Here is a 13,019-nt window from a genome sequence, read left to right on the forward strand (position 1 = left end):
CGGCTACTGCTGGTCAGCCACAGTATTTGCCAGACTGGAAATCCGGTCGGCCGCAAGCTCGATGAATGCCTTGACGAGGGGCGAAAGATGCCGGCTGCTCGGATATAGCACATGCAGCCCGCCGGCCGGCGTCGTGTAGTCCCGGAGAACGCGGCTCAGCCGTCCCCCATTGATGAGGGGTTCGGCGATGCTGTGCGGCAATTGCGCGATGCCGAAGCCTGCGAGCGTGGCCGCAACGACCGCCTGCATTTCATTGGCGGCGAAGCGCCCGGCCACCGTGACCGTTTCCTGACCGTGTGGCCCATCCAGCACCCAATGGGTGCCCGAGGTCGAAGGCCCTGCGATGACGCACTGGTGGTGCGCGAGATCCGCCAGGCGTTTCGGCATCCCGTGCCTTGCGAGATAGTCCGGGCTGGCGCAGAGCAGCCTGTGCGTGGAGCCGAGTTTGCGGGCAATCAGCGTCGAATCCTGTAGGATGCCGGTTCGGAAGGCGAGATCTATGCCGTCCTCAACCAGGTTGAGCTTGTCGTCGGTCAGGCGCAGTTCGACTTTGGTCTTCGGATACATTGCCAGAAAGTCGACCACGGCAGCTGTGAGGAAATGGCCCCCGAAGCCAACGGGCGCCGAAATGCGAATCGTGCCCGATGGTTCCGCCTTCGCTTCCGCAAGGCGCAGATTTGCTTCCTCGATCGTCCGCAGCGCCTGACTGCTCTGCTCGTAATACAGACGCCCGGCATCCGTCACATTGAGGCTGCGCGTCGTGCGCTGCAGCAGGCGGACCCCTACCTCACGCTCGAGCGCGGCAACGCGTCGACTGACCGTCGTCTTGGGCATGGCAAGCAGCCGCGCGGCAGCGGTGAAACTGCCAGCTTCGACGACGCGAGCGAACACCACGATATCATTGAGATCGATCATTGTATCCGCATATGGGACAAAGTTTTCCAATTATATGCAATTGTGCATCAATGTGACAAACCTTAATTTTGCTCCACCGCAAAAAAGGAGCAACCACATGACCACTAAACGAAGCATTCTAGTCACCGGCGCCACAGGCCAGCAAGGCGGCGCAGTTGCGCGTGCCTTGCTGTCGAGCGGACATCGCGTCAAGGCATTGACGCGCAGGCCGGACAGCGATGCCGCGCGGCAATTGGCGTCGGCAGGCGCCGAGATCGTGACCGGCGATCTCGGCGATACGGCCTCCGTTATGAAGGCTGCAAAAGACGTCGACACCATGTTCTTGATGGGCAACAGCTACGAGGCCGGGATGGAAGAGGAGACCCGCCAGGGGATTCTAGCCGCCGATGCAGCCAAGGCTGCAGGCGTCGGACATCTGATCTATTCGTCCGTTGCCGATGCCAACAAGAAAACCGGCATCCCGCATTTCGAAAGCAAATATCTCGTCGAGCAGCATGTCGAACGGCTCGGCATTCCCTATACGATCAGTGCCCCGGTCGCCTTCATGGAGAATTTCGTCGCGCCGTGGTCGATCGGCGCGCTCAGCCAAGGCACGCATGCTTTCGCAGTGCCCGCCAAACGCCCTCTCCAGCTGGTCGCCCTGGCGGACATCGGCGCCTTTGTTGCCACCCTGGTCGAGCGGCGCGAGCGCGTGTTCGGCAAGCGTTTCGATTTCGCCGGAGACGAGTTGTCCGGCGAAGACCAGGCCAAGATCCTTTCGCAGGCCATCGGCCGCCCGATCAACTATCAGGAAATTCCGATCGCGGTGGCCCGCCAGCAAAGCGAGGACGTAGCGCTGATGTTCGAGTGGTTCGACCGCGTCGGCTACGACGTCGATATCGCGGCTTTGCACCGAGATTTCCCGGAGGTCCGCTGGCACAGTTTTGCTGACTGGGCGCGGAAGTTCGACTGGAACGCTCTTGAGCAGGCATCTTAAGCCCGACTGAGTTCCCCGTTTGCGATGATGCCCGGCGGAAGCGGATCAGCGACAAGCTGGACCGCTTCCCTTGCATGGTCCTCTCACCCTGGATGCGATGAGGCGCTACCTAGAAGGTCTGATTATAAGCGCCGACTTCCGGGCTGCGGCGCAGCACTGCATCGACGCCTTCGAACATCTGCCGGCGCCGCTCCGACGACACCGGGCTCTCCACCACCACGACAAGCTCCGGCTTGTTCGATGACGCCCGCACCAGGCCCCAGGTGCCGTCCTCGGCAACGACGCGCACGCCATTGACTGTGATCAGCTCGGCGATCTTCTGGCCGGCGAAGACAGTGCCGTCCTGCTTCATGGCCTGGAAATCGGAAACGACCCGCTCGACCACACCGTATTTCAGTTCGTCGGCGCAGTGTGGCGACATGGTCGGCGTGCCGAAGGTCAGCGGCAGGGCGCGATAGAGATCGGCCATGCTGCTGCCCGGGCTGCGATCCAGCATCTGGCAGATGGCGATGGCTGTGATGAGACCATCGTCATAGCCGCGCCCGATCGGCGGATTGAAGAAGAAATGACCGGATTTCTCGAAACCAGCGATGGCGCCAAGCTCAGCCACGCGCCGTTTTATGTAGGAGTGGCCGGTCTTCCAATAATCGGTGACGGCGCCATCGGCGCGCAACGCGGCGTCGGTGTTGAACAATCCGGTCGACTTAACGTCGACGACGAAGGTCGAGCCGGGATGCAGTCGCGCGATGTCGCGCGCGAGCATGACGCCGACCTTATCGGCGAAGATCTCGTTGCCTTCATTGTCGACCACGCCGCAGCGGTCGCCATCGCCGTCGAAGCCGAGCCCGACGTCGGCTCCCGTTTCCAGCACCTTGTCGCGGATCGCGTGCAGCATCTTCATGTCTTCGGGATTGGGATTGTAGTTCGGAAATGTATGGTCGAGCTCGACATCGAGCGGGATCACCTCGCAGCCGATCCGCTCCAGCGCTTCAGGCGCGAAGGCGCCGGCAGTGCCGTTACCGCAGGCGGCGACCACCTTGAGCTTTCGTGATATGCGTTTCCCAGTGGTCAGGTCGTCCAGATAGGTTTTGCGGAAATCCGCAACGAAGTCATAGGAGCCGCCGCCGACAAGGTCGAAGTCGCCGGCAAGCACGATCGTCTTCAATGCGCTCATTTCTTCCGGACCGAAGGTCAGGGGACGCGCCGCCCCCATCTTGACGCCGCTCCAGCCGTTTTCGTTGTGCGAGGCGGTGACCATGGCGACGGACGGCGTGTCGAGCGCGAACTGGGCAAAATAAGCCATCGGTGACAGCGCCAGCCCGATATCCCTGACCCGCGCGCCGGCGGCCATCAGCCCGGAAACCAGCGCCAGCTTGATTGCCAGCGAATAGGAACGGAAATCATGCCCGGTCACGATATCCGGCCCGGCGCCCAGGCGCCGGATCAACGTGCCGAGCCCCATGCCGAGCGCCTGAACACCGATCAGGTTGAGCTCCGGCGGCTCCGCAGAGCCCGAATGGCCGAACCACCAGCGCGCGTCATACTCACGAAAGCCGGACGCCTTGATAAGCGCCGAGGTTTCAAACTCGAAGGTGTTGGGACGGGCTTCGCTAACGATCTTCAGGGGCAAGACAGCAACTCCAAGCGGCTGGAATCAGAGTGGTTTCAACGCAGGTGGCCGATGCCTATAACACGAGCCTTTAAGCCGTGTTTATCCCCCAGGAAACTGAAACCTGTATGACGTTAAAGCGAAAGCGGAAGAAATGCGACAGAAGCGCTGCCATTGGCGCTTGCAGGAACGAAGTGCGGCGGCTATAAGCCCGCGGTCTGGTCACGGAGTGTAGCGCAGCCTGGTAGCGCACATCGTTCGGGACGATGGGGTCGCAGGTTCAAATCCTGCCACTCCGACCAGAAAAAACAAATACTTAGGCGGCCCGAATACCGCCTACCCCACAGAAAACCGGAAACAGCATCTAGGCACCTCGGTGCAGCTGGCAGACGCATGATTATCAAGCGCTATCTATGCCATTGCACCCGCCAGCCCGGATCGGCTTGTTTCCGCACCGACCAAAGCCAAGACCACATTAGCCACTCGCGATTTTGCAGATGGTGCTCTCTGAGGCCGCGCCATCCAAACTAGTCTGCTGCGCGCCAAAAGCTCGCAACCGCCGACAGCTGTCGAATGACTTCAATGGGCAGGAAGCGGTCCGACCGGTTCTGGTAAGACGCGCGAGAATGCAAAAATTCAATCCGGTGGGTCCGACGTCTCGAACTGACCCGAAGACAACATCCATACTTCGAGCTACGGCCTGCCCCTCTGCGCCTCCATATCGCAACTGGCGATATGACCGCCTCGCGACTACAGCGCGGATTGTTTCGTTGTTTCCGCTGCGTCCTCAGTCCCGCCGCCCTCTCATCGAGTGGACCAGTCTCGTTTCGCGTCGCCCCGTTCCTTAGAACTGAGGCGATGGAACCGCGAATGGAATAGGACAAGATCGAGCAACGGTCGCCGGATAGTGCGCCGCCTCAGCTTTATCCACCTATGGAATAAATCGATAGGGGGATAAACACATGATCGAGCCCGAACAGGAACTCGTAGCCCGTAGTGCGGCAAGTGGTCAGGCCGGACGCGTCAGCGTCAGCATTCCTCTTCCCGCATTCGTTCATCGACCGCACAGCGAAGAAGCGTGCGCTTTTCTTGCGGCATGCCATGAACGCTGCGTTTGAACTCAGGCATCGGCGTCAGCGTTTTCATGATGAAAATTATCGGCCGCATCGAGCGCGCCGGCAACCGCCACGCCGCCGAGCGAGCAAAGAGCGAGTGACCCGAGACAAGCCGGGAGCCTTAACCGCCTGATGCTTGCAACACCTTGATCTAAGCGCAATTTGCCTCATTCAAACAGACGAGGACAGTGGGCCAGCCTGCCCCTACGGTAGGAGATCGTTCTGTCGAACTCGTCGGGGGCAATTATTGTGCTGAAACAGGGGCAACCTCGCGATTCTTCATGCAGACGCTATGGCAGTTCATGCGCTCGCATCCCATAGGGCGGACATTGTCGAAGAACGATTGGGGGAATAACGATTTTCTCGGTGTTACCGCAAAAATCTACAAACCCCATTCGGTGATAGGCCGCCAGGATGACGGCAACGATGAGATATTCATCGTAAAATCGGGTTGGGCCATCCTTTACCATGGGCTGCCGGACGGAGAACGGCAGATCATCGACACTCCCCTCACGGGGGACCTTGTCGGTTTCCGTTCTGTGGACGGACCACGTTTAGCATCGCTGGCGTCCATAACCGAACTAACGGTTTATGAAATTTCCAGTAAGGAACTTGTCGAGGCCATCTTGTCGGAAGGCCGTCTCGGGAAGAAGATCGCCTGCTCCCTGGCCCGCCTGAACGCCATCCTTGCCGAACATCTCATGAATACCGGGCGGCGGACCGCGATGAGCCGCACCGCCCATTTCCTGCTCGAGTTGGAGGAGAGGCTCTCCATGGTTGGCTTGTCGGCCCATGGAAGATATGAGTGTCCCCTTACGCAATACGACTTGGCCGACATCCTCGGAATGACCACCGTTCACGTCAACCGAACGTTGGGGGAACTCCGCAAGGCCGATCTCGTCTCTTTCAAGGCAGGCCATGTACAGGTGATCAACCGCAGGAAGCTGGTCGAAATAGCCGGATTCGACAACGAGTATCTCAGGTAACAGCTATCTCCTGGAGCGGCAGCGCATGGGCCATTAGCAAATTTTCCGCAGGAAGACGACCCTAGGCCGTCGCTGGACCAGTTCCAGCCAAATGTTTCCGGACGACTGGTCGTGCGCGGCCTGGCGGGGCGCTGATATATCTCGACCACAGGGTATCCGCATCCGGCGTGCGGTGAAGGACGGGCCGAGCGGAACTTAACCTCGTCTGTGTTGAGCAATATGCAAAAGGCCCGACCATCATGACCGACGGCGACACGGCCTATCGCGCGGCGAGAGCGTGCCGCAGAATAAGTGCAAGTGGCTCACACATTGCGGCAGATCCATCGGGTGTTCTCACACCAAAGCGTTGGGCAACGATATCAGAGCGCTGCGACCTGACCGTGCCAACCCACCGCCTTCAGGAATCCTCGCCTATCGCTGCAATCGCCGCAGGCACCATCCTCGTTCAACTCCTGAGGCTTGAGATGGCTAAGCCGTCCCACACTTGCGTCTTCAGGCAGATTGCAGCGCCTAGGGTTCCAGTTTGGCGTCCGTTGCCGGCAAAATTTACCGAAAAAGCAACCTATGTTAGAGACTGCTTATAAATAGGTCTTACACTGCCCAACCTGTTCTCGCCAAGGAGGGAGTGAGGAACTGCAAGAGACTCAAACCGGGGGGCATCGAGTGCGGTTGGCGCGTGGAGTGCCCTACTCGACGCGTGTACCTCAATCGCGCCGGAGCGAGAGGCAATGATGACAAGACAATCTTTTATAACAGTACTTGTCGGGCCGAGCGAGTTACTCCGAGAAGGCCTTAGTCGAATCCTGAATGCGGCAAAGTTTCGTGTCCTTTTCTCTGCGGCTTGTGTTCACGACCTTCTGCAGAAGCCGCTAGCCCAGCACCGGCCCATCTTGCTCATCATAGATGTCGGCGGTACTGATGCGGGTGCTGAATTCGCACAAATTGCAGAATTCAAAGCGATTTATCCGACCAGCCATGTCGTCGCGCTAGCCGATCACTGTCGATCGACCGATATAGTTTCAGCTTTTCGTGCGGGGGCAGACGGGTATTTGATAAAAATCGCTGCTTACGACACCTTCATCAAAGCTCTCGAATTGGTTATGCTAGGGCAGACGGTGTTACCTGCCGAGACTTCAACAGCGATTCAAGATATAAGGCATGATCTGAAACCTGACGCGGTAGCTGATGAGTTAACAAAGGTGGTTGTTAAATTGGAGAATGAGGATCAAGAACTATCAATTTTGTCGAATCGGGAAAACTGTATTCTACGTCGCTTAATCGAAGGGGAGTCTAACAAAGCCATCGCGCGCGAGATCAACATTGCCGAAGCTACGGTGAAGGTACACGTCAAGGCCATCCTCCGAAAGATCCGGGTCCGCAACCGTACACAGGCTGCAGTTTGGGCGATGAACCATGGCATGCTTACTCCCGCGTCTGGCAATGGCCCGTCAGGGAACGAAAAGATAGCAACTCAACCGTCTCACCATCCGCAAGATCTACTTAAGGCACAAAAGGGGTACCACTTTCTCGATAATATTCATTCAATGAGACCCGCTTCCCTGCCTTGATATCGTCATTCGGGCTGGTGCATTCACTTGCCAAGCCTCACCCTGATACGAGGCTCCGCGATCAAGAACGTCCAGGTTCAAATCACCCTCGGCGGTGGCAGCGAAGGAGGTGCGCCGTTTGTACTGGCAGCGGGCCGTCTCCGATCGGTTTTCCTCAAATCATGCGGCAAGCGTTGTCGTCTGTTCCTGCGTCGGCGGGACGTGCGCGACGCGGTAGCGTTGTCCAAGCGGCACGGGCTTCGGCCGAGGACGTGAGAGCTGACGAAAGGAATATGAGGCGGGGCCAGGTCCGCTATGGTTACCTCACCTCGATGATGAAGTTGGAAACAGCCCAGCCATCCTGCGAATGCATGCCGGAGCCGCAGACGGTTCGAGGCGCTGCGTCGGTAAACCAAGATTTCCGCCTCTTCGTTGCGTTCGATCGCTTTTGTCCCGTTTGCCATCAAACAAGTTCTCCTGCAGCGCAGCAGTCTGGCTATTGGACGAAGGCCGCGCTTTATCCGGAAGGAGTGCCCACAAAGGGATAGTTGTGCCGCTGGCGGCGAAGGGTCACGATAAGGCAGAGCCGTGCCCGTCGACCCGTGCTTGACCAGTTCGGGACGGGATGGCCGCCATTGAAAGCCACGCGCCATGGCCATGGATACAAAATACAATTCCGACCCCGTCGCTCCTTCGTCACGGGCGGCTCGCCGCAGGGGAATGAAGGCCGTCCTGCTTGCCTTTGGGCTCTGCGGGGTCGCCGCCCTGGGAGGGGCCGCGATCGGAAACTGGCCGGCCGTCGAGGTTGTTTCCGGACCCGTGATGCAGAAGATCGAGGATATCTCCGGAGCCGTGATGCAGAAGGCCGAGGATGTCTCCGGCGCCGTGGTGCACAAGGCCGCGGATGTCTCCGGAGCCGTGGTGCAGAAGGTCGCGGATGCCTCCGGAGCCGTGATGCAGAAGGCCGAGGATGTCTCCGGCGCCGTGGTGCACAAGGCCGCGGATGTCTCCGGAGCCGTGGTGCAGAAGGTCGCGGATGCCTCCGGAGCCGTGATGCAGAAGGTCGAGGATGCCTCCGGAGCCGTGGTGCAGAAGGTGTCTGCTGCTATCGATAGCTGGCAAGGACAACCGGTCCAAGCCACGGCCGAACCCTCTCGTGCGATCGTGTCGGGACCGGCTGCGGCGGCGCCGGTCGAACAGAGCGCCGTCCCTGCGGTCCCCACCAGTGCCGAGCCCCCCAAAACTCTCAGCACGGGACCGGATGCGTCCGCCGCGGCGTTGGTCGAGCGGAGCGTCGTCCCTGCCGTCCCCACCAGTGCCGAGGGCTCCAAAACCCTCAGCAATGCGCCAGGCGTGCCAACCGGAGCCCTGTTTGGCATCGGCGACCGCCTCAAGGTCACGTTCTACGAGCGCGTCGACGTCGAGGAAGACAAGTGGGGGCGCGCGTCCTCTGCCTTGCACGGCATCCTGCAGCGTCCGGAACTGAGCGGCGAATATATTATCCAAGAGGACGGCACGATTTCCGTGCCCTTGCTTGGCTCCATTCCGGTCGCCAACCGGTCGACGCAACAGGTACAGGCCGACCTGGTGGAAACCTTCAATCAACTGCTGGGCCGCGAGGGACTGGTGAACATCCTGCCGCTGGAGCGCCCACCCATTTACGTGCTGGGGCCGGTCAAGAATCCAGGCTCGTTCAAGTATGCGGCCGGCATGACGATCCTGCATGCGATCGCGCTGGCCGGCGGACTCGACCGGGCCGAGAGCGAACCGTGGCAGAAGATCGAAACCGTGCGTGAGACCCAGAAGCGGAGCGCGGCGATCGATGCGATGTTGAAGTTGCTCGCGCGCGCTGCGGTGCTGAAGGCCGAGCGCGACGGCACGGCACCCACTATCCCGCGCCAGTTGCTGGAGCTGGCCGGCGCGACCGAAGCTGCTAACCTCGTCAACGAGCAGAGCGACCGGCGCAAGGCCGTCGCCACGGCCCGCAAGGATCGCGAGCGCGCGAGCCTGCGGGCGCTGGAGGCGGCCAGGCAGGATGTTGTCGCTTATAGGCGCATGGAGTCGCTCGACGAATTGGTCAAGCTGCGCCAGGAGCGCGTCAACAGCATGCGCACGCTCGTGGACCGCAAAGTTCTCAGCATGACGGTGATGGCTCAGATCCAGAGTGAGTTGTCCGACGCGGAACAGCGTCGGCAGGACGCCCTTAACCAGTACGCGAGCGCCAACCAGCGCCTCGCTTGGTTAGAGTCTGAGGTGTTGCGGACCCGGGCCGACCTCAGGAACGATCTGGAGGTCGAGATCGAGACCGCGGAGAGCCAGATCGCGGCCAATGTGCGCGAGTTGAACGCCAGCGAAGGCATCCTTTACACGTTGCCGGTGCCCCGCGCCCAATTTGCGAAGGACGCAAACAGCGTAATTTATCAAATCGTGCGGCAATCGGCAGCCGGGCCGGTCAGCATCGAGACCGTTGGGATGACCCTGTTGCAGCCAGGCGACCTCGTCAACATCATCGTGGGCGAAAGCGAGCCAAGAGAACCGGCCGATTCGTCGGTCCCGACCTTGTCGCCGACCTGCGAGAGCTTGCCTGCCGCGTGCAACCCAAGCGACGTCGACCCTGCCCGCGTGGTGAGGGAGGAGAGGATCGATCCGAATTGATGTGGCTGCTTGTCTCCTGCCAGAATGGCTTCTGCCAGTGATGCGTGCCAGTTGATGCGGTCACTACTTTCTAAGCCTGGTCTTGGAACGTCGAAAGCCCTGATCGGCGCCAGCCTGACGGGCCTTCGCCGCGACGAAGCGGCTTCGGCCCGCGCAGGCGGCAGACGCGGCATGAAGACCAACAACGCTGTCGATACCGCCAAGTTCAGCCTGCTCCCCAACGAACTCCGCTTGCCGCCAAGCGAAGTTGTGGGATCGAGATCCCCATCATGTCGAGACCAATCCTGCCCATCCGACGAATACGCCATAAAAGCGTTGTATCGGACGCCAGTGATCGGTTGTAAGATGCTTCAGCAAGCGACCATTCATCACAGGCAACTTTGACGGGATCACTGTAGTACGTCTGAATTTTCTCGACGCCCATTCCGGGCGTGGCTAACCATGTCGGAATATGATGGCATAACCGATCAACATCGGTTAGCACTTTATTGAGACCGGTACCCGCCGCCGGATCGCTGGTAGCAAAACTGTCACCGGCCAATACCAGACCGGGTTGCTGTTCGTGATTCTGCGCGGCGTAAAGATCAACGGGTCGAATTTGAATATCGCTTGACACGACAGCATCACCGAGGAGACGCTTCAATCGGGGCATTGCCGCATACAATGCAGATAACGGCGATGTGCGCACTTCCTGACACCACGGATGGCGTATATCACCATGGTAGACGAACACATTGGCGCGCATTCTTGAACCAATCGGAAACATGCTCACGTAACCCATAGGCCCTGGCTTTTCCGCAAAATACGTTAAAGCTTGAAATTTGAAACCAGCTTTAGAGGTGAGATCAAAACCAACACTGATCGAGTGGCATTTGCTGATCTCGGATCGCGTGATCGCACCCCGGACGACATTGTTTAAGCCGGTCGCCACCACAATCAATCGGGTCGACCATGTGTCACCATTTGACAGGGTAATCTCCTGCCGGTCGGAACTCGTCGTTATTTTGGTCACTTTGGCGCAGATGAATTGGACACTATCTGGAATCTGGCGGCGAATAACATTTACCAAATCCTCATAAGCCACCCCATATTCGCAGGGCTCGCCGTGTTTCCCATGCTTTTTGCCGATGACATAACCGTGGCGGGCCACCCATATCTCAGTCATCGGTGTCGCAGCCGCCAATACGGCATCCACCAGCCCGGTTTTTTTGAGCAAGTCGACTTGATCGCCATCGAGTTTTTCGCAGCGAAACTCCACTGGATAAACCTGATGGATATCAACAAGGATGGTCGAAATCTCCATCCGGCCAAGCATCGCAGCGGCTAACGAGCCGGCGGTACCACCCCCGAGGACCGCTACATCAATATTATTCAATTCCCGCTCCTTCGCCCACCACTTCATTGACAACACGATCATGACAGCGAACCAAACGGTGTCGAAGAAAATTCAAGACTCCGTCTTTTGCTGCAAAACCAAACCAGGGGCGCTTGTTTATCACGCGACCAAACCGCGCAATCCACAGTTCGGTGACCAGCGTTGACGCGGCAACAATGCCCTCCATCAACCCGCCAGTCTCGCGAAGCAACTTGAAGTGCTTCTCCTCAATTTTCTCGCAGCGAAAATCCTCCGGATAGGGATGATGCACGTCAATCAGGACGACCGAGAATCCGGCTCGCCCGAGCGTCGCGGCGGCGACGGAGCCCCCCAGACCGCCGCCGACAATCCCAGTATCTGCGCTATACATCATCGTCTCCAGCAAAGTAATCGCATTATACTATACTCTTTCGCGAAGCTCGATGATTGCATCCCCACGCCGAGATCAAAAACTCGTGATCGGCCGGTCAGAGAAACATGCGATGCAAAGATCGTATTGTCTTACGAAGAACTTGCCGCAGCGGTGGCTTTAATAACGGCGTTTGATTATACCATGTATCCATGCGATGTATCGCCATTCGCATCGCAACTAAAATACGACCGCGCAAAGTTCTGCTATCGAAATGGAAAAACAAAAGCGAATTGATATCAGACCATGCAAGCTTATAGGGCTCGTCGCCGATCGTAAAATCGAATTTCTGCATCTTTTGGCCAATGGCATATTGCATAATTTCCTGAATATGCTGACGCCCGGGACTGTATTTGGCGAACTCCTCCTGATAACTCGACATCACCAGTGAATAACTGGAATTTAACTGGAGACCCAGACCCGTCGCCACCGGAATCCCATCCAAATCCAGCCGCGTGACATGGATGACCTCGCGCAACCGAGGATTGGCGACAATCGCCAAATAAAATTCGCGAAAACCCGGACGTTCGAACATATCATGAACACCCATTCGGGCATAGCTGCTCCGTTTTTGTTCGATCAGCTTTGCAATGGTGCACTCGATCTCGGCCTGATCTTGCACGTCTACAAAGCGAACCGCCCCGCCACCTTGCTTGGCGAGGTTTTTGGCTTTGCGCCGGTGGGTATGCAGCGTCGAATTCGAAAACTTTGACGCATAAAACCGATCCCAGTTCGCTTCCGGGAGGGTTGCGACATGTCCGGCGCAATTAGCCAGCAAGACTGGCAAGTCGAGAAAGGGATTAGGTTGAGAGCCGACAACACTAGGCATATTGTAAAGTTCAACAGCGTCGAAACGAAGTTGAGGATAGTTTTGAATCGCCCGAATTATGTCTTTCCACAGGCGGCCGAATTGCCCAGGTTTCACGTGATCGCTAAAGTTTATCGCCAGAATGGGCGAATTATAATCGCACAATTCCGATCCAAACCAGACAAGCCGGCGGATCAGACCATGGCGTTCGATCGCCAATGGCAGAATAAAAATCGCCGCGCCGGTATCGTCGAGACCCAGCACGATCACCGGAATCAGTTTCTCTCTGGAGCCGATGTGGCGATACCATTCCATCTGCCAATCAAACAATTGGAATACGGTACAATCCGCATGCTGCTCTAATGTTCTCCACTGAGCTTCCACCGCGTCCATATCGGTGAAGATTTGCAGAGCAATATTCGCCGTCGTCATTGGGTGTGCCTATGTAACAAAGGTTTTAGCCAGTCTGCTGCTAGAGATGTTCTGGTTGAAATCCCAAAAGCTAGCGTGCCTTGTCCGGGTCGCCGATCGAACTATAGGGATCACCGGGTCGGGGCGGACCTGACCCACGGCCCGCCGAAGTGCTCGACGCCGACGAGTCCGGCCGCGATGGCCCGCAGGCCA

Annotated in this window: 9 protein-coding genes and 1 tRNA gene; 5 read left to right on the forward strand and 5 right to left on the reverse strand. The window is 58.3% G+C overall.

The window, feature by feature from the left end:
* Positions 1-3 precede the first annotated feature (3 nt).
* Positions 4-915 carry a LysR family transcriptional regulator gene (locus EOC93_RS05765; protein WP_095486510.1) on the reverse strand — a complete coding sequence of 304 codons (912 nt, stop codon included), beginning with the start codon at positions 913-915 and terminating at the stop codon, positions 4-6.
* A gap of 97 nt (positions 916-1,012) precedes the next feature.
* On the opposite strand from EOC93_RS05765, the gene EOC93_RS05770 reads away from it, so the two are divergent.
* Positions 1,013-1,891: an NmrA/HSCARG family protein gene (locus EOC93_RS05770; protein ID WP_127204095.1), complete on the forward strand. Its 879-nt coding sequence runs from the start codon at positions 1,013-1,015 to the stop codon at positions 1,889-1,891.
* A 109-nt stretch (positions 1,892-2,000) separates the two neighbouring features.
* On the opposite strand, the gene EOC93_RS05775 is transcribed toward EOC93_RS05770, so the two are convergent.
* Positions 2,001-3,521, reverse strand: a complete 1,521-nt coding sequence (locus tag EOC93_RS05775) for a phosphomannomutase/phosphoglucomutase (protein WP_127204096.1) — start codon at positions 3,519-3,521, stop codon at positions 2,001-2,003.
* A 204-nt stretch (positions 3,522-3,725) separates the two neighbouring features.
* On the opposite strand from EOC93_RS05775, the gene EOC93_RS05780 reads away from it, so the two are divergent.
* From EOC93_RS05780 to EOC93_RS05795, 4 genes are all read left to right on the forward strand, one after another.
* Positions 3,726-3,802, forward strand: a tRNA-Pro gene (locus EOC93_RS05780).
* Between the two features lie 1,094 nt (positions 3,803-4,896).
* Complete coding sequence (locus EOC93_RS05785) at positions 4,897-5,601, forward strand: Crp/Fnr family transcriptional regulator (protein ID WP_127204097.1); 705 nt, start codon at positions 4,897-4,899, stop codon at positions 5,599-5,601.
* A gap of 728 nt (positions 5,602-6,329) precedes the next feature.
* Positions 6,330-7,169, forward strand: a complete 840-nt coding sequence (locus tag EOC93_RS05790) for a response regulator transcription factor (RefSeq protein WP_127204098.1) — start codon at positions 6,330-6,332, stop codon at positions 7,167-7,169.
* A gap of 699 nt (positions 7,170-7,868) precedes the next feature.
* Positions 7,869-9,803 carry a polysaccharide biosynthesis/export family protein gene (locus tag EOC93_RS05795; protein ID WP_164759049.1) on the forward strand — a complete coding sequence of 645 codons (1,935 nt, stop codon included), beginning with the start codon at positions 7,869-7,871 and terminating at the stop codon, positions 9,801-9,803.
* A 205-nt stretch (positions 9,804-10,008) separates the two neighbouring features.
* On the opposite strand, the gene EOC93_RS05800 is transcribed toward EOC93_RS05795, so the two are convergent.
* The 3 genes from EOC93_RS05800 to EOC93_RS05810 all read right to left on the reverse strand — a co-directional run bounded on the left by EOC93_RS05800 (position 10,009) and on the right by EOC93_RS05810 (position 12,827).
* Positions 10,009-11,178: an NAD(P)/FAD-dependent oxidoreductase gene (locus tag EOC93_RS05800; protein ID WP_164759050.1), complete on the reverse strand. Its 1,170-nt coding sequence runs from the start codon at positions 11,176-11,178 to the stop codon at positions 10,009-10,011.
* Positions 11,171-11,563 carry an FAD-dependent monooxygenase gene (locus EOC93_RS05805; RefSeq protein ID WP_127204101.1) on the reverse strand — a complete coding sequence of 131 codons (393 nt, stop codon included), beginning with the start codon at positions 11,561-11,563 and terminating at the stop codon, positions 11,171-11,173. The genes EOC93_RS05800 and EOC93_RS05805 overlap by 8 nt, the downstream gene beginning before the upstream one ends.
* Positions 11,564-11,645: 82 nt before the next feature.
* Positions 11,646-12,827 (reverse strand): GNAT family N-acetyltransferase, encoded by a 1,182-nt coding sequence (locus EOC93_RS05810; RefSeq protein WP_127204102.1) that lies wholly within the window; start codon positions 12,825-12,827, stop codon positions 11,646-11,648.
* Positions 12,828-13,019 lie beyond the last annotated feature (192 nt).

It is taken from the genome of Mesorhizobium sp. M6A.T.Ce.TU.002.03.1.1, assembly GCF_003997275.1.
Taxonomy (GTDB): domain Bacteria; phylum Pseudomonadota; class Alphaproteobacteria; order Rhizobiales; family Rhizobiaceae; genus Mesorhizobium; species Mesorhizobium mediterraneum.